The 20,317-nt window shown below is 68.7% G+C and carries 20 protein-coding genes; 13 read left to right on the top strand and 7 right to left on the bottom strand.

Going from position 1 to position 20,317, the window contains the following annotated elements:
* Positions 1-90: 90 nt before the first annotated feature.
* The 3 genes from K3U94_RS17045 to cofD are packed head-to-tail and all read right to left on the bottom strand — an operon-like array spanning position 91 to position 2,968.
* Positions 91-630, bottom strand: a complete 540-nt coding sequence (locus K3U94_RS17045) for an NUDIX hydrolase (RefSeq protein ID WP_220694472.1) — start codon at positions 628-630, stop codon at positions 91-93.
* Positions 627-1,967 (bottom strand): coenzyme F420-0:L-glutamate ligase, encoded by a 1,341-nt coding sequence (locus K3U94_RS17040; RefSeq protein WP_220694471.1) that lies wholly within the window; start codon positions 1,965-1,967, stop codon positions 627-629. The genes K3U94_RS17045 and K3U94_RS17040 overlap by 4 nt, the downstream gene beginning before the upstream one ends.
* Positions 1,964-2,968: a 2-phospho-L-lactate transferase gene (gene cofD / locus K3U94_RS17035; RefSeq protein WP_047318802.1), complete on the bottom strand. Its 1,005-nt coding sequence runs from the start codon at positions 2,966-2,968 to the stop codon at positions 1,964-1,966. Before cofD ends, K3U94_RS17040 begins: the two co-directional genes overlap by 4 nt.
* Before the next feature lie 347 nt (positions 2,969-3,315).
* On the opposite strand from cofD, the gene K3U94_RS17030 reads away from it, so the two are divergent.
* Positions 3,316-3,702 carry a WhiB family transcriptional regulator gene (locus K3U94_RS17030; RefSeq protein WP_047318887.1) on the top strand — a complete coding sequence of 129 codons (387 nt, stop codon included), beginning with the start codon at positions 3,316-3,318 and terminating at the stop codon, positions 3,700-3,702.
* 33 nt (positions 3,703-3,735) lie between these two features.
* On the opposite strand, the gene K3U94_RS17025 is transcribed toward K3U94_RS17030, so the two are convergent.
* Positions 3,736-4,191, bottom strand: coding sequence for a metallopeptidase family protein (locus tag K3U94_RS17025; RefSeq protein ID WP_047318803.1), 456 nt, complete (start codon positions 4,189-4,191; stop codon positions 3,736-3,738).
* A gap of 91 nt (positions 4,192-4,282) precedes the next feature.
* On the opposite strand from K3U94_RS17025, the gene K3U94_RS17020 reads away from it, so the two are divergent.
* The 6 genes from K3U94_RS17020 to K3U94_RS16995 are packed head-to-tail and all read left to right on the top strand — an operon-like array spanning position 4,283 to position 10,610.
* A complete protein-coding gene (locus tag K3U94_RS17020; RefSeq protein WP_082134020.1) occupies positions 4,283-4,723 on the top strand; it encodes a DUF3499 domain-containing protein in 441 nt (146 codons plus the stop codon).
* Positions 4,724-4,781: 58 nt separating this feature from the next.
* Positions 4,782-6,197 (top strand): phosphomannomutase/phosphoglucomutase, encoded by a 1,416-nt coding sequence (locus K3U94_RS17015; protein ID WP_220694470.1) that lies wholly within the window; start codon positions 4,782-4,784, stop codon positions 6,195-6,197.
* Positions 6,194-7,327, top strand: a complete 1,134-nt coding sequence (locus tag K3U94_RS17010) for a TobH protein (protein ID WP_220694469.1) — start codon at positions 6,194-6,196, stop codon at positions 7,325-7,327. The genes K3U94_RS17015 and K3U94_RS17010 overlap by 4 nt, the downstream gene beginning before the upstream one ends.
* An 8-nt stretch (positions 7,328-7,335) precedes the next feature.
* Positions 7,336-8,589, top strand: a complete 1,254-nt coding sequence (manA, locus tag K3U94_RS17005; protein WP_220696844.1) for a mannose-6-phosphate isomerase, class I — start codon at positions 7,336-7,338, stop codon at positions 8,587-8,589.
* Positions 8,590-9,531, top strand: a complete 942-nt coding sequence (locus K3U94_RS17000; protein WP_220694468.1) for a cation diffusion facilitator family transporter — start codon at positions 8,590-8,592, stop codon at positions 9,529-9,531.
* Positions 9,532-9,536: 5 nt separating this feature from the next.
* Positions 9,537-10,610: a type I-U CRISPR-associated protein Cas7 gene (locus tag K3U94_RS16995; RefSeq protein WP_220694467.1), complete on the top strand. Its 1,074-nt coding sequence runs from the start codon at positions 9,537-9,539 to the stop codon at positions 10,608-10,610.
* Between the two features lie 56 nt (positions 10,611-10,666).
* On the opposite strand, the gene K3U94_RS16990 is transcribed toward K3U94_RS16995, so the two are convergent.
* Genes K3U94_RS16990 through K3U94_RS16980 form a run of 3 tightly spaced genes read right to left on the bottom strand, consistent with a single transcriptional unit; the run spans position 10,667 to position 13,537 of the window.
* The gene (locus K3U94_RS16990; protein WP_047318810.1) at positions 10,667-11,062 is read right to left on the bottom strand and encodes a PaaI family thioesterase; all 396 of its coding nucleotides are present in this window, start codon (positions 11,060-11,062) and stop codon (positions 10,667-10,669) included.
* Positions 11,059-11,979: an alpha/beta fold hydrolase gene (locus K3U94_RS16985; RefSeq protein WP_047318888.1), complete on the bottom strand. Its 921-nt coding sequence runs from the start codon at positions 11,977-11,979 to the stop codon at positions 11,059-11,061. Before K3U94_RS16985 ends, K3U94_RS16990 begins: the two co-directional genes overlap by 4 nt.
* Positions 11,969-13,537, bottom strand: coding sequence for an adenylate/guanylate cyclase domain-containing protein (locus K3U94_RS16980; RefSeq protein ID WP_220694466.1), 1,569 nt, complete (start codon positions 13,535-13,537; stop codon positions 11,969-11,971). The genes K3U94_RS16985 and K3U94_RS16980 overlap by 11 nt, the downstream gene beginning before the upstream one ends.
* 167 nt (positions 13,538-13,704) lie before the next feature.
* On the opposite strand from K3U94_RS16980, the gene K3U94_RS16975 reads away from it, so the two are divergent.
* The 6 genes from K3U94_RS16975 (at position 13,705) to mtrB (ending at position 20,312) form a co-directional block, all read left to right on the top strand.
* Entirely contained in the window at positions 13,705-14,919 is a 1,215-nt protein-coding gene (locus K3U94_RS16975; RefSeq protein WP_220694465.1) for an alkane 1-monooxygenase, read from the top strand.
* A 94-nt stretch (positions 14,920-15,013) separates the two neighbouring features.
* Complete coding sequence (alkX, locus tag K3U94_RS16970) at positions 15,014-15,619, top strand: TetR family transcriptional regulator AlkX (RefSeq protein ID WP_047318890.1); 606 nt, start codon at positions 15,014-15,016, stop codon at positions 15,617-15,619.
* 73 nt (positions 15,620-15,692) lie between these two features.
* Positions 15,693-17,153 (top strand): adenosylhomocysteinase, encoded by a 1,461-nt coding sequence (gene ahcY / locus K3U94_RS16965; protein ID WP_109519533.1) that lies wholly within the window; start codon positions 15,693-15,695, stop codon positions 17,151-17,153.
* Between the two features lie 106 nt (positions 17,154-17,259).
* On the top strand, positions 17,260-17,901 hold the full coding sequence (locus K3U94_RS16960; protein WP_220694464.1) for a dTMP kinase: 642 nt from the start codon (positions 17,260-17,262) through the stop codon (positions 17,899-17,901).
* A 52-nt stretch (positions 17,902-17,953) separates the two neighbouring features.
* Positions 17,954-18,640 (top strand): two-component system response regulator MtrA, encoded by a 687-nt coding sequence (gene mtrA, locus K3U94_RS16955; RefSeq protein ID WP_019737852.1) that lies wholly within the window; start codon positions 17,954-17,956, stop codon positions 18,638-18,640.
* 22 nt (positions 18,641-18,662) lie between these two features.
* Entirely contained in the window at positions 18,663-20,312 is a 1,650-nt protein-coding gene (mtrB, locus tag K3U94_RS16950) for an MtrAB system histidine kinase MtrB (RefSeq protein ID WP_047318814.1), read from the top strand.
* Positions 20,313-20,317 lie beyond the last annotated feature (5 nt).

Raw genomic sequence — 20,317 nt, 5'->3', positions numbered from 1 at the left:
CACATGACCGACGCCGACATGGCGGCATACGCGCTCGATCAGATCTAGCGGGCTCGTGCTCAGCTCAGCGGCTCGGAATGACCGCCGAGCTCAAAACCGATCCGTCGCCACGCCCACCAGATGCGCCACCGCGTCGTCGGCGTCCGGCGGTAGCGCATCCACCGGCCACCAGCGCAGGTCGTCCGATTCCTCGCTGATGCCGATCTGCGCACCCGCCGGCGCGTGCGCTACGAACTGCAGGTCCAAATGCCGGGTCGGCACACCCAGCGAGCACGTCACCGGATGCACGTGCACGGCTGCCAGCTGCGGATCCAACCGCAGATCGACGATGCCGGATTCCTCGGTGGCCTCACGCAGCGCGGCGGCGACGATGTCGGCGTCGGTGTCCTCGCAGTGCCCGCCGAGCTGCAGCCAGCGGCCCACCCGGGGGTGCAGCGTCAGCAGCGCGTGCTCACCGGTGTGGTCGAGCACCAGTGTCGAGGCGGTGATGTGGCCGGGAACGCATTCGCGCCGGCACGCGTCGGGGCGGGCAGCCAGAAACGCCAGCACCGCCTGCCGTAGCGAGTCCTGCGCGGAATCCGGTGCAGCCCAAGCGCTCAGTGCTGCGACGGCGGAGTCGTGCAGACTCATCGCCGCACCAGAAGGTCGCCGACTTCGGCCGGTGGGCGGGGTTCGGGCGGGTCGGTCGGATAGCCGATCGCGATCGCGCCCAAGGGTTCCCAGTCGGCTGGCAGATCCAGTTCGGTGCGGACCAAATCAGGGGTGAAGATGGTGGAGCCGATCCAGCAGCTGCCCACCCCACGTACCGCCAGGGCCACCAACAGGCCCTGGACGGCGGCGCCGACGGCAACCGTGAACATGGTGTGCTCGGCGGCCGTGCGGGTGGCGTCGGGGTAGTGGTGGGCGCCGTCGGGCACCATTATCGGGATGACGACTTCGGGTGCGTCATAAAGGATCTGGCCACGCGAAACCCGGGCCTCAATGGCCTCGGGGGACTTGCCGTCGCCGGTCAGGTCGGACCGCCACCGCTGGGCCATGGCATCGAGCAGCCGAGTGCGCGTGCTTGACGTCTGCAGCCAGACGAACCGGACCGGGCGGGTGTGATGCGGCGCCGGGGCAGTGAGGGCCTCGGCCATGGCGTCGGTGATCAGTTGCCCCGGAACGGGTTCGCCGGCGAAGCTGCGCACCGAGCGGCGCAAAAGCTGCGCTTGGCCGCGTCCGACCTCGATGGCCTCGGCGGTGCCGAGCCAGAACAGGTCGTCAGGACCGGAACGCACCAATGCCGCTGCGGTGGAACCGTCGTCGGGGCTGGCAACACCACGCACGACGGCCACCGGAATATCGGTCAGCTTGCCCTTCACCAGGTCCGCGGCCGCGGCGAGTTCGTCGGCGACGGCGACTTCGGTGACCACCAACTCGTTGCCGTGCCGATCAACGGACCCGGCGTAGCCGTTGAGGACGGACAGCCCCGACGCCCCGATCGCGACGTCGATCTGGCCGTTGCGCCAGGCCCGGCCCATGGTGTCGGTGATCAGCACTGCCACGCTGACGCCGAGGTGCTCGGCCAGTCCGGCGCGCAACGCGGCGGCGCTGCCGTCGGGATCGACCGGCAGCAGCGCGAGTTCGCACGCGCCGACGTTGGAGCCGTCCACACCGGCGGCGGCCTGCACCAGACCGAGGCGGTTCTCGGTGATCCAGGTGCGGCCCTTGCGAGCCAGCACACGCACCGCTTCGGCCTCGACCAGCTGGCGGCGCAGCGCATCACGTGCCTCGGCGTCGTGTGGCGCCGGCACGATGCGGCCCTCGCACTTGGACACCACCTTGCTGGTCACCACCACGATGTCGCCGTCGGTCAGCCACGGGGCGGCTTGGGCCAGCGCGGCCGCGAGGTCGTCGCCCGGCCGGAATTCGCCCAAGCCGGTCACTGGCAAGATCTCGACCTTGGCGGCGCTGCCGTGCTCGCTCATCGCACGCCCGCGAGATCCAGCCCGGTGCGGACCATTTCGGCCGTGGTGGCCGGATCGGTCATCAGCAGCGGGGCAGCGCGTACGGTCACGCCGGCGATGTCGGAACCGTCGACGGACTCACCCTCATGCACCAGCCAGTAGTCCAGGATCCCGGTCCCGCTGCGTGCACCGTAGTGCTCGCCGACCGCGCGGGAGGTGGAATCCAGGCCGATCACGCTCAGGCAAACGTCTGCCATGCCGCGCAACGGTTTTCCGGCGACGATCGGGGAGTAGCCGACAATCGGTGCCGCAGTGGAGCGCAGCGCCGCGCGAACACCCGGGACGGCCAGGATGGCACCGATGCTCACCACCGGATTGGAGGGGGCCAGCAGCACGATGTCGGCGCCGGTGATGGCGTCGACGACTTCCGGTGTGGCCGCGGCCTTCTCTGCGCCCACGAAGCCGAAGCCGTGGGTGGGAACCTGGGCGCGGTAGCGCACCCACCATTCCTGGAAGTGGATTGCGCGCTGGGTGTCGTCGGCCGGATCGGTGATGACGACGTGGGTTTCGCAGCTGTCGTTGGTGACGGGCAGCAGCTTCGCTCCCGGCTGCCAGCGTTCGCACAGTGCCGAAGTCACCTCTGTCAGCGGATAGCCGGCCCGCAGCGACTGGGTGCGGACCAGGTGGGTGGCCAGGTCCCGGTCGCCGAGGCCGAACCAGTCGGGCTGCATGCCGTAGCGGGCCAACTCCTCCATGGCGTGCCAGGTTTCGTCGCGGTGCCCCCAGCCGCGCTCGGCATCGACGCCGCCGCCCAGGGTGTACATGCAGGTGTCCAGGTCGGGGCAGATGCGGACCCCGTGCATCCAGGCGTCGTCGCCGACGTTGACGACTGCGGTCAGTTCGTGCGCGGCGGTCCCGTTGTCCGCTGCGGATTCGGCGAATTGGCCCAGACCCAGCAGTTTCTGGACGCCGAGCAGGAACCGGGCGCCGCCGACCCCCCCGACGAGAACGGTGACCTTCACAGCGCACGACAGTACCGTTGGCGCCGTTATGCTCGGCGTGGCGGACCGCCGTCACCGGTCGCGGCAGGGGCGCGGTAAGACACGCCGATAGGCGAGTGTGGGGTAGATGACAGGGACTCGCCGGTCTCGGACACGTTGGAAATCGATCACGAGATGGTAAGGAATTTGGCCATTCGGCTTGACCGGGCTGGTCAACCCGTGTCTAATCACACTAGTGTCATTTCCCGGTTGGCCAGCCGATTTCGGTGTCGCAGACCGAGATTCGATCACATGTTCGAATTGGGATGGTCAATATCTCGATATTCGGCCGACATATCAGGATCGCGCTACAGGTGAGGAGGCGGAGCATGTCCTATGAGCACCTTTGGGGCGTGATGGGCGGTGCATCGCACGCCGGTGCCGAATTGGTTACGCCGACCGGGCTCGAGGCGACGCCCAGCCGGCCGCATCTGAGTCTGGTTCCCGAACCCGAGGACTATGACGAATTCGACCCGTTCGACCCGGCGACGGCCACCAACGAGCAATGGCAGGACCGTGCGCTGTGCTCGCAGACCGACCCGGAGGCGTTCTTCCCGGAGAAGGGCGGCTCGACCCGGGAGGCCAAGAAGATCTGCCAGCGGTGCTCGGTTCGCAGCGAGTGCCTGGAATACGCTCTGGCGCACGACGAGCGCTTCGGTATCTGGGGTGGGCTTTCCGAGCGTGAGCGCCGCCGCCTCAAGCGCGGCATCATCTGAGCGCGTCTTCCCCGACTGCGCTCTCTGCGGGGCCTAGTCGTCGATCGTCGGGTCGATGACGGCGGGCTCGACATCCAAGTAGGTGGCGACCTGGGCCACCAGAATCTCGTGCAATAAATCGCCGAGCTCTGTGCTGTCGTTCGCGCGTTGCTCGATCGGCTTGCGGAACAACAAGATTCGGGCGCGCGTCGGATTTCCGCGGACATCCACCCCGGCCGGAATCAAGCGGGCCAGCGGAATTGGCCCGTCCGCGACCACTTCCGGGGGCCACTGCACGCTGTCGGGATCCTTGGCCGCGATCCGCGGGATCTCGTCGACCGCGACGTCGAGCGCCGTCAGCCGTTGCTTCCACCGTTGTTCGATGGGCTCGTAGGCCTCCAGCACCGCCATGTCGAACCTTTCCGCACGGGTGCGCCAGCCCGGCACGGTCGGCGGCAACAGCGGCCCGCGGGTTTCACGGCCGCGCCTGCGGCGACGCGTGGCGGTCACAGAAGAAGATGGTAACGGTTGTGCATAGGGTGCCGGCCGATTGCGCGTGTCCGGCGCCGCCGGGGCGCGCGGCCACGATAGCCTCGACCGCGTGAACGTTCCCCGCCGTTGCTGCCGGCCAGGGTGTCCGCACTATGCGGTGGCGACGCTGACGTTCGTCTACTCGGACTCCACCGCCGTGGTCGGCCCGCTGGCGACCGCCGCCGAGCCGCATTCCTGGGATCTGTGCTTCAGCCACGCGGGCCGGATCACAGCCCCGCGCGGTTGGGAACTGGTCCGCCACCCCGGCCCCTGGGTGTCCCCCGAAGAGGATGACCTGATCGCGCTTGCCGAGGCGGTTCGCGAGCGCGAATCCGGGCGGGCGGCCCCGGCCAACGGGTGGTACCCACAGGCCAATCCGGTCGACTCCCCGACCCGGGGAGCGCCCAACGCTGGACCCGGTGGCGGTGTGCTGGCACCGCCCGGTCCGCCCGGCAAGACCAATGGTCGGCGCCGTGGCCACCTGCGTGTGTTGCCAGACCCGTCGGACTGATCGCGGGTTCCGGGCTAGGCTTGAGCGTCAAGAGTCCACTGCGTCAGGAGCCCTGTCCATGTCTCGGCCCGCTGCGGCTGTCCACCGTGTGATCAAGGCGTACGACGTACGCGGCCTGGTCGGTTCGGAGATCGATGAATCCCTCGTCACCGAGGTCGGATCCTCGTTTGCTCGGCTGATGGCCGAGGAAGGCGCCCGGCAGGTGGTGATCGGCCACGACATGCGGGACAGTTCGCCAGTGCTGTCGGCCGCGTTCGCCGAGGGCGTGGTTGCCCGCGGCCTGGATGTGGTCCGGATCGGGCTGGCGTCGACCGACCAGCTCTATTTCGCCTCCGGGGCGCTGGACTGCCCGGGTGCGATGTTCACCGCCAGCCACAACCCGGCCGCCTACAACGGCATCAAGCTCTGTCGGGCGGGTGCCAAGCCGGTGGGCGCCGACACCGGCCTGGGCCGGATCCGCGATGAGCTGATCGCCGGTGTCGACCCGGCGGGCGACGGCCAGGGGTCGCGCGGCAGCGTCACCGACCGCGACGTGCTGGCCGACTATGCGGCGTTCCTGCACTCTCTGGTCGACATCTCCGGTCTGCGTCCGCTGCGCGTGGCCGTCGACGCCGGCAACGGAATGGCCGGCCATACCGCGCCGGCGGTGTTCGGATCGGTCGGCGCGATCACGCTGCTGCCGCTGTATTTCGAGCTGGACGGCAACTTCCCCAACCACGAGGCCAACCCGCTGGATCCGGCCAACCTCACCGATCTGCAGGCGTTCGTGCGCGAGCAGGGCGCCGACATCGGCCTGGCCTTCGACGGCGACGCCGACCGCTGCTTCGTGGTCGACGAGCGCGGCGAGCCGGTGTCCCCGTCGGCGGTGACCGGCTTGGTGGCCGCCCGCGAATTGGCCCGCGAGCCCGGCGCGACGGTGATCCACAACCTGATCACCTCGCATGCCGTGCCGGAACTGGTCACCGAGCGCGGCGGCACACCGCTGCGGTCGCGGGTCGGGCACTCCTACATCAAGGCGCTGATGGCCGAGACCGGGGCCATCTTCGGCGGGGAGCACTCGGCGCACTACTATTTCCGGGATTTCTGGGGCGCCGATTCGGGCATGCTGGCCGCCCTGCACGTGCTGGCGGCGCTCGGCGAACAGCAGCGGCCGCTGTCGGAGCTGACCGCCGACTACCAGCGTTACGCAGCGTCCGGCGAGATCAATTTCACGGTCTCCGATGCGCAGGCCTGTGTGGATGCGGTGGTCAGCTCGTTCGGTGACCAGGTGACCGTCGACCACCTCGACGGCGTGACCGTCGACCTGGGTGCGGGCAGCTGGTTCAACCTGCGCAGCTCCAACACCGAGCCGCTGCTGCGGCTCAATGTCGAGGCGCCCGACGCCGCCGCGGTGGACGCGGTGGTGGCCCAAGTCTCCGAACAGATCGCCCGGCAGGGCCAAGCCGTCACCGCCGCGGAGAAGTCGCGTCCGTGACCGCGTTCTCCGGCTCTTTCTCCACCGTCGACCTCGATGACACCGAGGCCCTGTTGGCGGCTGACCACGACGGCGCGCTGTGGGCCGCGTCGATGGCCGGGGCGCAGGTGCGCGCGACCGCCGCAGCGGTCGACGAAGGCGCGTTGGATGCCGTGCGCAGCGAAAGCCGTGACTACCCGCCGCGGACCGTTATCTGGCTGTCCACCCGCGGTACCGCCGCCACGGCCGGGAGTCTGCTGGCCGCCACGCGCGGCGATTCGGCGCGCGCGCCGCTGGTGCTGGCCGCCGAGGCCCCGTCCTGGATCGGGTCGCTGGACGTACTGATCGTCGCCGGCGACGACCCGGGCGACCCGGCGCTGGTCGCTGCGGCTGCGGCCGGAGTACGTCGCGGAGCACGGGTGGTGGTGGTCGCGCCCTATGAGGGGCCGCTCCGGGACGCCACCGCCGGCCGCGTGGCAGTGCTGGAGCCGCGGATCGCCGTCGCGGCGGAGTTCGGCCTGCCGCGCTACCTGGCCGCCGGGCTGGCCGTCATGGACGCGCTGGAGGCCGACGGTGCGGCTGCACGGACCGACCTGGGCGCGCTGGCCGACGAACTCGACGCCGAGGCGCTGCGCAACAGTGCCGCGCGTGAGCTGTTCACCAACCCGGCGAAGATGTTGGCCGACCGGATTGTCGGCCGCGACGTCGCGTTGGCCGGCGATTGCGCGGCAACCCTGGCGCTGGCGCGGCACGGCTGCGCGGCGATGCTGCGGATCGGTCGGACCACGGTGGCGGCCACCGGGCTGGCCGACGCGGTGATCGCACTGCGGGCACGGTCCGCGGGTGGTCGCGACGTCCCCGACATCTTTCACGACGAACAGATCGACGGTCCGGCCGTCGACCGGTTGCGGGTGCTGGTCCTGACGCTGGCCGCCGAGCGTACCGTGGTGGCGGCCCGAATCAACGGCTTGCACGATGTCGACCTGGTAGCAGCCGGGGACGTACCGGTGGCAGCGGGCGCCTCGGAGGAAACCGCGGGCCCGACCCAGGGGCTGTCTCCGAGCGGCCCGGGCCGGGCCGAAGAGCAGCTTGCGGTGTTGGCCGTGCGGTTGGAGATGGCCGCCGCCTACGTGCGACTTTTGCGGGGTTGACGGGAACAGTGGAACAACTACGCGGTGCGATACGGACCTACGCCTGGGGCTCGAGGACAGCTATCGCCGAGTTCACCGGGCGCCCGGTGCCGGCGGCGCATCCGGAGGCCGAGCTGTGGTTGGGCGCACACCCGGGGGATCCGGCCTGCCTGGAGACCGATACCGGCGAAGTGTCGTTGCTCAGTGTTCTGACCCGAGACCCGGAGGGTCAGCTGGGCCCGGTGGCCCAGGCGCGGTTCGGTGACCGGCTGCCGTTTCTGGTCAAGGTGCTGGCCGCCGACGAGCCGCTGTCGCTGCAAGCCCACCCCAGTGCCATGCAGGCGATCGAGGGCTACGAGCGCGAAGAGCGGCTCGGGGTCCCGGTGTCCTCGCCGATCCGCAACTACCGCGACACCAGCCACAAGCCGGAACTGCTGGTGGCGCTGCAGCCGTTTGAGGCGCTGGCCGGATTCCGGCCGGTGGCGCGCACCATCGAGCTGCTGAGGGCGCTGGCGGTATCCGACCTGGACCCGTTCATCGACCTGCTCGGCGGCCAGTCCGGTGACGGCCAATCCGATGCGCAGTGCGACGCCGACGGGCTTCGGGCGCTGTTCACCACCTGGATCACCGCACCCCAACCCGATCTGGACGTGTTGGTGCCCGCAGTGCTCGAAGGGGCCATCCAGTACCTCAGCTCCGAGGCCGGCGAGTTCTCCGCGGAAGCCAAGACGGTGCTCGAACTGGGGGAGCGGTATCCCGGGGATGCCGGTGTGCTGGCCTCGCTGCTGCTCAACCGGGTCAGCCTGGCGCCAGGAGAGGCCATCTTCGTGTCGGCCGGCAACCTGCACACCTACCTGCATGGCGTGGGTCTTGAGGTGATGGCCAACTCCGACAACGTGTTGCGTGGCGGACTGACGCCCAAACACGTCGACGTTCCGGAGTTGCTGCGGGTGCTGGATTTCACCCCCACCACCGAGGAGGCGCTGCGGCCGGCCACCTATACCGACGGACTCGAGGTGGTCTACCAGACTCCCGCCGAGGAATTCGCGCTGTCGCGGCTGACGCTTGACGGCACCCACCTCGGCCACGAGGTGGATGCGCCGGCGCGCCACGAAGGTCCGCAGATTCTGCTGTGCACCGAGGGCTCGATCACGGTGCACGCCAAGTCCAAGACGTTGACGCTGCACCGGGGCGAGTCGGCCTGGGTGCCCTGCGACGACGGGCCGATCCGTCTGCTCGCCCAGCAGCCGGCCGCCCTGTTCCGGGCCACGATAGGCCTGTGAGTGTCGTCCTCGGGTAGTACCAGGGCCATCGTCGCGGCGCTGGCGGCCAACGCCGGTATCGCGGTGGCGAAGTTCATCGGCTACCTGATCACCGGTAGCGCCGCCATGCTCGCCGAAGCGGTGCACTCGGTGGTCGACACCTCTAATCAGGCGCTGCTGCTGTTCGGCCAGCGCGCCGCCACCAAAGCGCCCGACGCGCTGCACCCGTTCGGGCACGGCCGCAGCCGCTACTTCTGGTCGTTCGTCGTAGCGCTGGTGCTGTTCAGCCTGGGCTCGATGTTCGCGCTGTACGAGGGCTACGAGAAGGTTCGCCACCCGGTCGAGCTGAGTTCGCCGGTGGTGGCGATCGCGATCCTGCTGGTGGCTATCGGGTTGGAGACCTACAGTTTTCGCACCGCGCTGCGCGAGTCGCGCCCGCTCAAGGGCGAGGGCAGCTGGTGGCGGTTTCTGCGCACGTCCCGCAACCCCGAGCTTCCGGTGGTCCTGCTGGAGGACACCGCGGCGCTGATCGGTCTGGCACTGGCACTCATCGGGGTCGGGCTGAGCGTGGTCACCGGAAACCCGGTGTGGGACGGCGTGGGGACGCTGGGCATCAGTGCGCTGCTGGGGGCGGTCGCGGTCTTCCTGATGGTCGAGATGCACAGCCTGCTGATCGGCGAGGGCGCCACCGCCGCCGAAGATCAAGCCATTCGCGCGGCGCTGGAGGGAACCGAGAACGTCACGCGCCTGATCCATATCCGCACCCAGTACCTGGGCCCGGACGAGATGCTGGTGGGGGCCAAGATCGCGCTGGTTCCTCGTCTTGACCTGGCCGGCGTCGCGGCGACCATCGACGCCGCCGAAGCCAACATCCGCGCGGCTGTACCCGCGGCGCTGGTCATCTATCTCGAGCCGGACCTGGACCGGACGCCTGTGCCACACTCGGTGGAGCAGAAAGGTTGATCGCTTTGCCCAAACTTTCCTTCCCGCAGCTCACTGCGGCCTGCCAGGCCGGTGGCGGCAGCACTCTGACCGTGTCCACCGAGCTGGCACCCGCCGGTGGGCCGCACGCCGCGGTCAGCCCGGCTCCCCGCGCTGGGCGCTCCGCGTCGCCCGCCGAGACCCGCCTGATCGACGGCAAGCCGACCACGACGGTGCTCATCGACGACAACCAGAGCCAGGTCCAGCGCGTCGAAGCCGTGATCCTGCAGGGCATCCATGACCAGCACCCGATATTGAGCCGGGTGCCGCGCATGGAGGTCTCCTACGAGGGCGGCCGGTTGGTGTACACCGACCTTGAACTGCCGCAACGGATTTTCGACGGACACTTTCTCACCGGCTCCATCGACGGCAAGCCCGCTATCGCACACCCCGCCTACCGAATGGCCCGCGAGAGCACACCGGACAACGCCCGCGCACTCCTGGAATTGAGCCCCGGCAGTCTGGTCTTCGGTGCGATCGACGCCGCCCTCGGAACGGGCCAAAGCCGTTTCCGCGGTGTGCTGTCGGGCGAGATCATCGGTGTACTCGTCGATGGTGCACCAGCGGATTCCCGCGCGGTGTCGGACACCGGCGTGTGCTGCAGCCGGATCATCCGCACCCAGGTGCTCAGCTTCGCCGCGCTGCGGCAGCTGCGGTTCGACTGCGGTCCGGCCGGGGATGAGGCGGGCCGTGTCCTGCTGGCCGCCTATGCGCTGGCCGGGTTGGCGCGCTCCAACGCCGAATTGAGCATCCGGGCCAACTGCGACCTGGTGGAAACCGGTCCCACCACGCTCAAACTCGATGCCCGCGACGGAGAATTCGTCGAGTTGGCGGCGTTGTCGATCGCCGAGGCCGACGAGCTGCTGGAGCGGGCTCTGGTGGAGGCTTACCGGGAAGCCGACATCAGCTGGCGCGGCCAGGTGCTGCGCGTGGCCGGTAATTCCGCGGCCTACACCGCCGCCCAGAACGGCGGTGCACCCCAGGACACACCGGTGGTGCATGCGCCTCGGCGGTTCCGGCTGCCGCACTTCATCGAAAGCCGGCTGAGTACGCCGAACTGAGTCACCGCGATTCGGCGACGGATTCCAGAAGGATGTGAGAGCGGCCGCGCCGGCGATCAGCCAGGCAGCTCGATGGCGGCGAAGTTCACCGTCGCGGTGGCGGCGAGCTGATCGTCATTGCCGCGGTAGATGTCGACCTGGGCCACCACCGAGCGCCGGCCGGTGCGCAAGATGGACGCGACCGCCCGGGCAGGCCCGATCGTGATCGGCCGTAGGTAGCGGATGAACAGATCCGTTGTGGCGATGCCGTTGCCGAATTGTGTGCTGCGGGCGGCGAGCTGGCCGGCCGCCACGTCGGCCATGGTGGCGATCAATCCGCCCTGCAGCCCGCCGGAGGTGTTGACCACCCGCTCGTCGACCGGCATCTCCAATGTCAGGGTGCCCTCGGCCGACGGCACCTCCTGCAGACCGAGTTGGGCGAACAACTCCCGGATCGATTGCGGCGCGGTCATGGTGTCGGCTCGTCCGCCTCGTCCCAGGCCTGAAGCAAGGTGCACAGAATCTCTTCGGCGCGGCCCAGTCCGGCCAGATGGCTCTCCCCGGGAATCGGGTAGAGCCGGGCGTCGGGCAGCAGCGCCACCGCGTGTTTGCCATGGGAGAACGGGACAATGTGATCGGCGTCGCCGTGCCACCAGTGCACCGGCACCTTCACGTCAACGAGCCGGAAGCCCCAGGGGCGGGCGAACAGGACGGCATCGGCGATCGGCGCGGCGAGCTGCTTGCGGGACCCGTTGAGCAGGTCATCGAGGAACATCGCCTTGAACTCCGGACGAGACAGCATCTCGCGGTCGCCCTCGGGCGAGAGCCTCGCGTAAAGCTCCAGCGCAGGCGAGGCCACCGGCCGGACCATCCGGATCAGTCCGGCGGCCAGCACGCTGATGGGGCGTCCGGCGCGGTCGAGCACCGGCTCGGCGAGTCGGGCCAGCCGCATCAGGTTGCTGTCGATGGCTTCGGGGCCCACTGCCGGGGCGACACCGCCCAGAATGCCGGCCGCCACCACCCGCTCGGGCATGGCCGCCGCGCACGCCAGCGTGTAGGGGCCGCCACCGGACAGCCCGATGACCGCCATCTTGTCGATCCCGAGGGTGTCGGCGACGGTGCGCAGGTCATCGGCGAACTGGGACACCGTCTCGTACTGGAAAGGGGTCGAGGAACCGATCCCGGGCCGGTCCACTCCGATCAGGCGGATGTTGGCTTCGGTGGCATACAGCCGTGCTTCGACGGGAATCTGCCGGCGGGCGCCGGGCGTGCCGTGCAGCCAGAACACCGCCCGGCCCTGCGGAGCACCGAATTCGGCGAAGCCGAGCTGACGGTCCTCGCCGACGGCGATGTTCCCCTCCATCTGCGGGCGGGCGATGTCATAAGCCATCCTCGGAGTCTGGCACGTGCCCAGCAGCCAGGTCACCCCAGGTCGCGGGCTCGGTGATCGGCATTGACATTTCGGTGGGCTGCGCGCGGCCGCGCAATATCGCCGAGCCATGGTGCACCCAATGCGCCCGCTCGTCGTCGTCGGCGCGTTCCAGCGCGGTCGCCGAACACAACACCCGAGCCGTGACGGCCTTGGCGCGGTCGGCCAGCCGCGCGGCCTCGTTGACGGCATCGCCGACCACGGTGTACTCGTAGCGGTTTTCGCTGCCGATGTTGCCGGCGAACACCGGACCCGCCGAGACGCCGATCCCGAAGTCCACCAGCGGCAGCCGGCGAAGCCGGGCGATCAGGGTGCGGGCAGTGGCCAGTGCCGCCGTGGCCGCGTGAACGGACGGGACTGGAGCGCCGAACACCGCCAGCGCCGCATCGCCCTGAAACTTGTTGATCGAACCGCGCTGTGTGTCGACGGCATCCACCACGATGCGGAAGAAGTCGTTGAGCACCCCGGCGACCTCGTCGGGCGGGTGGGTGGCCGCCAACTCGGTTGACCCCACCAGGTCGATGAACAGGATCGCAACCTCTTGCACCGAGCCGGCAAGCGCGAGATCCTGCTCCACCGCCAGCCGGGCGACGTCGGAACCGACATGGCGGCCGAACAGGTCCTGGAGTCGGTCGCGTTCGGCCAGGCCGGCCACCATGCGATTGAATCCGGTTTGCAGCCGACCGATCTCGGACTGCTCGTAGACGCCGACCGACGCGGTCATCTCGCCGCGCTCGACCCGGGCCATGGCCTTGACCACCTCGCCGACCGGATCGGAGATCGAGCGCGACACCAGGATCATGGCACGGACGCCGAGCAGCACCGCCACCACGCACAGCACCAGCACCGGGATCTCCACCGACGAGTCCGGGTCGATGATCCAGCCCATCTGCCGGCAGACGATCAGCGCGATGATGGCCGCCGACGGCAGCGCACAGGTGACGAACCACATCGTCACCAGCCGGGCCAGCACGCCGGGGGCGGTCGCGCGGACGTCGGATCCCTGCCAGGCGGCGGCCACGATCGGGCGCAAGGTGCGCTGGGTGAACAGCATGCTGGTGCTCAGCGACGCGGTACCCCCGAACACGATGATCGAGCTGAGCAGCACGATCAGTCCCAAGTTGTGGGAGTGGATCGCGGCCATGCCGATCGCCCCGCCGATCAGCCAGGTCCCGAGCACGATCACCGACTGCCGGCGCAGGATGTTGATGGCTGCGCGGTGGTGTCCGCGGTCGGGCGGGGCTCCGGCGGTGTACCAGCGCACCGACGGCGCGATGCTGGCGCTGCCCGCGGCGACGACAGTCGCGGTGCCCAGCGTCACCAGTACCGCCACCAGCACCAGGTTCGGTACCGACAGCAAGGAGGAGTCGGTGAGTGGGGTCTCCCCGTTGAGCGACACCACCACCGCGATCGCCTCGGCGCTGGTCAGCAGGTGGGCGAAGGCCAGTCCGGCCGCGTAGTCGCGGATCCGGACGGCGGTACGCGGCCGCGCGCCTGCGCTCGAACCTGCAGTCGTCATCGCGGTCGTGCCCATCCCTGAGTGCGTTGTGCACCCAAAGTTATACGGATCTGCGGGACGCAGCGCACCATTTTCGTGTACAAATTGCCATCAAATGTCTAGACAACGTACGGACAACCACGTAATGTCCAACCGCGACGGTGGCTGAACTCACAAGGAGGGCGTGCATGAGCATCCAGACCGCGGAGGTGTGGCGGGACAAGAAGCGATACCTCTGGTTGATGGGCTTGATCGCTCCGACCGTGATGTTCACCATGCTGCCGTTCATCTGGGCGATGAACCGGTTCGGCTGGCATCTGGCCGCGCAGGTGCCGTTCTGGATCGGGCCGATCCTGGTCTACGTGCTGCTGCCGGCGCTGGATCTGCGGTTCGGGGTTGACGGGCAGAACCCGCCCGACGAGCTGATGGCGCAGTTGGAGAATGACCGGTACTACCGCTACTGCACCTACGCCTACATTCCGTGCCAGTACGCCAGCCTCGTCCTGGGCGCCTACCTGTTCACCGCCACCGATCTGGGCTGGCTGGGAGTCGAGGGGTCTCTCAGCTGGTTCGCCAAGATCGGGCTGGCGCTGTCGGTGGGCACCTTGGGCGGCGTCGGCATCAACACCGCGCATGAGCTGGGGCACAAGAGGGATCGGCTCGAGCGCTGGCTGTCCAAGATCACCTTGGCGCAGGTCTGCTACGGGCACTTCTACGTCGAGCACAACCGCGGCCACCACGTGCGGGTGGCCACCCCCGAAGACCCGGCGTCGGGCCGGTTCGGTGAGACCTTCTGGGAGTTCCTGCCGCGCAGCGTCTTCGGTGGTCTGCGCTCGGCCTGGCAGCTGGAGGCCGCACGGTTGCGCCGGTTGGACAAGGGACCCTGGCGACTGTCCAACGACGTGCTCAACGCCTGGCTGATGTCGGTGGTGCTGTGGGGAGTGCTGATCGCGGTGTTCGGCCCGGCGCTCATCCCGTTCGTCGTCATCCAGGCCGTCTACGGCTTCTCTCTGCTGGAGTCGGTCAACTACATCGAGCACTACGGCCTGCTGCGGCAGACCCGTGCGAATGGCCGTTATGAACGCTGCACGCCCGAACACAGTTGGAACTCCGACCATCTGGTGACCAACCTGTTCCTCTACCACCTGCAGCGACACAGCGACCACCACGCCAACCCCACCCGGCGATACCAGACGCTGCGCAGCTTCTCCGATTCGCCGAACCTGCCCAGCGGATACGCGTCGCTGATCGGGCTCACCTACCTCCCGCCGCTGTGGCGCAGGCTGATGGACCACCGGGTGCTGGCGCACTACGGCGGCGACATCACCCGGGTCAACATCGACCCACGCCGGCGCGCGAAGATCCTGGCCCGTTATCGCGGGGCCGACGCGGCAGCGGTGTGATGGCGGCCTACCGCGGTCCGGACCGCGGCGCGGCCAAGGCCGATTTCGAGATGGTGGAAGTCTTCCGGCGGTGACAACAGCTAATCTCGCGGTGGTGAAACGCATCCCCTACGCCGAGGCATCCCGGGCGCTGCTGCGCGACTCGGTGCTCGATGCGATGCGGGAGCTGCTGACCCGCCGGGACTGGTCGTCGATCACGCTGGCCGCGGTGGCCGAGGCGGCCGGGGTCAGTAGGCAGACCATCTACAACGAGTTCGGCTCACGCCAGGGGTTGGCGCAGGGCTATGCGATCCGGCTGGCCGACCGCCTGGTCGACGCTGTGGACCGCGCCATGTCCAACAACGTCGGCGACATCCACGCGGCGTTCCTGGAGGGGTTCCGGGCCTTCTTCTCCGATTCGGCCGCCGACCCGCTGGTGATCTCGCTGCTGACCGGGGCCGCCAAGCCCGACCTGCTGCAGATCATCACCACCGACAGCGGCCCGATCATCACCCGCAGCTCAGCGCGGCTGACGTCGTCGTTCATGCACAGCTGGGTCAAGGTCAGCGAAGACGACGCCGGAATCCTGGCCCGGGCCGTGGTGCGGCTGGCCATGAGCTATGTCTCCATGCCGCCGGAAGCCGATCACGACGTGGCTGCCGACCTGGCCCGACTGTTCACCCCGGCGGCACAGACCTACGGCGTCGTCGACGCCGAATGACCCGGCCGAGCAGACTTCGGCCTGCGCCGGTAGCTTGTAGCGGAGCCAATTCACCGAACCTAACGGGGGCGTACTGATGAGTTTGACCGCGGACAGCCGCAACGGCATCGACTACAAGGTCGCTGACCTGTCGCTGGCCGAGTTCGGCCGCAAGGAGATCCGGCTGGCCGAGCACGAGATGCCGGGCCTGATGGCGTTGCGTCACGAGTACCACGGGGTCAACCCGCTCAAGGGCGCCCGGATCACCGGTTCGCTGCACATGACCATCCAGACCGCGGTGCTGATCGAGACCCTGGTCGACCTCGGCGCCGAGGTCCGTTGGGCGTCCTGCAACATCTTCTCCACCCAGGACCACGCCGCCGCTGCGGTCGTCGTCGGGCCGCACGGCACCGTCGAGGAGCCCAAGGGCACCCCGGTCTTCGCCTGGAAGGGCGAGACCCTGGAGGAATACTGGTGGTGCGCCGAGGAAGCCCTGACGTGGGACGGCGAACCAGCCAACATGATCCTCGACGACGGCGGCGACGCCACCATGATGGTGCTGCGCGGCGCTCAGTACGAGAAGGCCGGTGTGGTTCCGCCCGCCGAGGACGGCGACTCTCACGAGTGGAAGGTCTTCCTGGCCCGGCTGCGCGAGCGCTACGAGACCGACAAGACCAAGTGGACCAAGATCGCCGAGTCGGTCCAGGGTGTCACCGAGGAGACCACCACCGGCGTGCTGCGCCTGTACCAGCTGGCCGCCGCCGGTGAGCTGGTGTTCCCGGCGATCAACGTCAACGACTCGGTCACCAAGAGCAAGTTCGACAACAAGTACGGCTGCCGGCACTCCCTGATCGACGGCATCAACCGCGGCACCGACGCCCTGATCGGCGGCAAGAAGGCGCTGGTCTGCGGTTTCGGTGACGTCGGCAAGGGCAGCGCGGAGTCGCTGAAGGGCCAGGGCGCCCGGGTCACGGTCACCGAGATCGACCCGATCAACGCGCTGCAGGCGCTGATGGAGGGCTACGACGTGCAGACCGTCGAGCAGGCCATCGGCGACGCCGACATCGTCATCACCACCACCGGTAACAAGGACATCATCACCCTCGAGCACATGAAGGCGATGAAGAACCAGGCCATCCTGGGCAACATCGGCCACTTCGACAACGAGATCGACATGGCCGCGCTGGAGAGCTCCGGGGCCGTCCGCGACAACGTCAAGCCGCAGGTCGACGTGTGGACCTTCCCCGACACCGGCCGCTCGATCATCGTGCTGAGCGAGGGCCGGCTGCTCAACCTGGGCAACGCCACCGGGCACCCGTCGTTCGTGATGAGCAACAGCTTCTCCAACCAGGTGATCGCGCAGATCGAGCTGTGGACCAAGGGCGACGAGTACGACAACGAGGTCTACCGGCTGCCCAAGCACCTGGACGAGAAGGTGGCCCGCATCCACGTCGAGGCCCTGGGCGGCACGCTGACCAAGCTCACCAAGGAGCAGGCCGAGTACATCGGCGTCGACGTCGAAGGCCCGTACAAGCCGGACCACTACCGGTACTGATTCTCTCCGCGAGTCTTTCCCGCGAGCAGACGCAAAAGCCCCCATTCCGGCCTGGAAATGGGGGCTTTTGTGTCTGCTCGGCCCCGGGGTCGTTAGGCTTCCGGCCGTGCTGATCGCGATCGAAGGCGTTGACGGCGCCGGCAAGAACACCCTGGCCCAGGGATTGCGCACGGCCTTCGAAGGTGCCGGTCACTCGGTGGCGGCCCTGGCGTTCCCGCGCTACGGCGTCTCGGTGACCGCGGATGTGGCCGCCGAGGCGCTGCGCGGCGCTCACGGTGACCTGGCGGATTCGGTGTACGGGATGGCGATGTTGTTCGCCCTGGATCGTGCCGGCGCCAAGGACCAGATCGGCGTTCTGCTCGGCGGCCACGACGTGGTGATCCTCGACCGGTACGTCGCCTCCAGCGCCGCCTACAGCGCGGCTCGGCTGCACCAGGACGCCGCCGGGGAGATGGTGGACTGGGTGCGGCAGCTGGAGTTCGGCCGGCTGGGGCTGCCCGCTCCGGACTGGCAGGTGCTGCTCGACGTGCCTTCCGAACTCGCCGCGCAGCGCGCCCGGCACCGCGAGGACCACGACTCCGCGCGCGCCCGGGACAGCTACGAACGCGACGACGCTCTGCAGCGCCGCACCGGCGAGGTATACCGCGGGCTGGCCCGGGCCGGATTCGGCGGACGCTGGCAGGTAGTCGGCCCGACGGTCGACGCCGCGGCACTGGCGGCCGACCTGACTGCCCAAATGCGCGGGTAACTCCGCGAAACGCGCGTGTGATAGCAGGCTTTTGTCTCGATCTGGTGACACCATGTACGCCATGAGGCAAAGGATCCTTGTCGTCGATGACGACGCTTCGCTGGCCGAGATGCTCACCATCGTGTTACGTGGGGAGGGTTTCGACACCGCGGTCGTCGGTGACGGCACCCAGGCGCTCACCGCCGTGCACGAGCTGCGGCCCGACCTGGTGCTGCTGGACCTGATGCTGCCCGGCATGAACGGCATCGACGTGTGCCGGGTGCTGCGCAAGGACTCCGGTGTGCCGATCGTGATGCTCACCGCCAAGACCGACACCGTCGATGTGGTGCTCGGCCTGGAGTCGGGCGCCGATGACTACATCATGAAGCCGTTCAAGCCCAAGGAGCTGGTGGCCCGGGTACGGGCCCGGCTGCGCCGTAACGACGACGAGCCGGCCGAGATGCTCTCGATCGCCGACATCGACATCGACGTGCCGGCGCACAAGGTGAGCCGGGCCGGTGAGCAGATCTCGCTGACGCCGCTGGAGTTCGACCTGCTGGTGGCGCTGGCACGTAAACCGCGGCAGGTGTTTACTCGTGAGGTGCTCCTCGAACAGGTCTGGGGATACCGTCATCCGGCCGACACCAGGCTGGTGAACGTGCACGTCCAGCGCCTACGGGCCAAAGTGGAGCAAGACCCGGAGAACCCGACTGTGGTGCTGACTGTTCGAGGAGTGGGTTACAAGGCCGGACCTCCGTGATCCCCGCCGGGGAGCAGCGCACGTGATCTTCAGCTCCAGACGGCGCCCCCGGCGGTCGGGTCCACTGCTGCTCGGTGTGAACACACTGCGCCGCGCGGTGCAGGTCGCCTGGCGCCGTTCCCTGCAACTGCGGGTCGTGGTGCTGACGCTCGGCATGTCGGCTGCGGTGATCCTCGGGCTCGGTTTCGTCTTGACCAGCCAGATCACCGACCGCGTGCTGGACGTCAAGGTCCGGGCGGCCACCGAACAGATCGTGCGGGCGCGGGTCACCGCCGGTGGCATCGTCGGTGGTGAGGAGGCTCGTTCGCTGACGTCGAGCCTGCAACTGGCTCGCAACACGCTGATGTCCAAGACCGACCCGGCTGCCGGCAGTGGAACGGCGGGCGCGTTCGACGCGGTGCTGGTGGTGCCCGGCGAGGGGCCGCGCGCGGCGGCCAGCGCCGGACCGGTGGATCAGGTTCCGGCCGGGCTGCGGGAATTCGTCAAGGCCGGTCAGGTCAGCTACCAGTACGCGACCGTGCACGTCGAGGGTTTCGCCGGGCCGGCGCTGGTGATCGGTACACCGACGACGTCGCGGATCACCAACCTGGAGCTGTACCTGATCTATCCGCTGGGCACCGAACGCAACACGATCAGCATGGTGCGGGGCACGATCGCCACCGGCGGCCTGGTGCTGCTGGTGCTGCTGGCCGGCATCGCCCTGCTGGTATCGCGGCAGGTGGTGCTGCCGGTGCGGTCGGCTTCGCGGATCGCCGAGCGGTTCGCCGAGGGGCACCTGTCCGAACGGATGCCGGTGCGCGGTGAAGACGACATGGCCCGGCTGGCGGTGTCGTTCAACGACATGGCCGAGAGTCTGTCGCGCGAGATCACCCAGCTCGAGGAGTTCGGCAACCTGCAGCGCCGGTTCACCTCCGACGTCAGCCACGAACTGCGAACCCCGTTGACCACCGTGCGGATGGCCGCCGACTTGATCCACGACCACAGCGACGACCTCGAGCCCTCGCTGCGGCGCTCCACCGAACTGCTGGTCAGTGAGCTGGACCGGTTCGAGTCCCTGCTCAACGACTTGTTGGAGATCTCTCGCCACGACGCCGGTGTGGCCGAATTGTCCGTGGAGTCGGTGGACCTGCGCTCGACGGTCAACAGCGCCCTGGAGAACGTGGGGCACCTGGCGGCCGACGCCGGCGTCCAACTCAAGGTGGACATGCCCGGTGATCCGGTGATCGCCGAGGTCGATCCGCGCCGGGTGGAACGCATTCTGCGTAACCTGATCGCCAATGCCCTCGACCACGCCGAGCACAAGCCGGTGGTGATTCGGATGGCAGCCGACGAAGACACGGTGGCTGTCACGGTGCGTGACCACGGAGTGGGGTTGCGACCGGGTGAGGAGAAGCTGGTGTTCAGCCGGTTCTGGCGCGCTGACCCGTCCCGGGTGCGGCGCTCCGGCGGTACCGGGCTGGGCCTGGCGATCAGTGTGGAGGACGCCCGCCTGCACCAGGGCCGGCTGGAGGCCTGGGGCGAGCCGGGTAAGGGCGCATGCTTCCGCCTGACCCTGCCGCTGGTGCGCGGACACAAGGTCACCACCAGCCCGCTGCCGATGAAGCCGGTGAGCGCCGCCGAGCGTCGGGAGCGCCGTCAGCGGGCCCGCGAGCACGCCGAGAGGATCGGATGATGCGC

This window comes from Mycolicibacter heraklionensis (genome assembly GCF_019645815.1).
Taxonomy (GTDB): domain Bacteria; phylum Actinomycetota; class Actinomycetes; order Mycobacteriales; family Mycobacteriaceae; genus Mycobacterium; species Mycobacterium heraklionense.
The sequence above is the reverse complement of the archived record's forward strand: the minus strand, read 5'-3'. Positions and strand labels throughout refer to the sequence as shown.

Coding starts and splice junctions, on each gene's coding strand:
- K3U94_RS17045 (WP_220694472.1), bottom strand. CDS start 630: ATGAGTCTGCACGACTCCGCCGTCGCAGCACTGAGCGCTTGGGCTGCA.
- K3U94_RS16980 (WP_220694466.1), bottom strand. CDS start 13,537: ATGACGACTGCAGGTTCGAGCGCAGGCGCGCGGCCGCGTACCGCCGTC.
- K3U94_RS17015 (WP_220694470.1), top strand. CDS start 4,782: ATGTCTCGGCCCGCTGCGGCTGTCCACCGTGTGATCAAGGCGTACGAC.
- K3U94_RS16990 (WP_047318810.1), bottom strand. CDS start 11,062: ATGACCGCGCCGCAATCGATCCGGGAGTTGTTCGCCCAACTCGGTCTG.
- K3U94_RS16975 (WP_220694465.1), top strand. CDS start 13,705: ATGAGCATCCAGACCGCGGAGGTGTGGCGGGACAAGAAGCGATACCTC.
- K3U94_RS16985 (WP_047318888.1), bottom strand. CDS start 11,979: ATGGCTTATGACATCGCCCGCCCGCAGATGGAGGGGAACATCGCCGTC.
- K3U94_RS17030 (WP_047318887.1), top strand. CDS start 3,316: ATGTCCTATGAGCACCTTTGGGGCGTGATGGGCGGTGCATCGCACGCC.
- K3U94_RS17040 (WP_220694471.1), bottom strand. CDS start 1,967: ATGAGCGAGCACGGCAGCGCCGCCAAGGTCGAGATCTTGCCAGTGACC.
- mtrA (WP_019737852.1), top strand. CDS start 17,954: ATGTACGCCATGAGGCAAAGGATCCTTGTCGTCGATGACGACGCTTCG.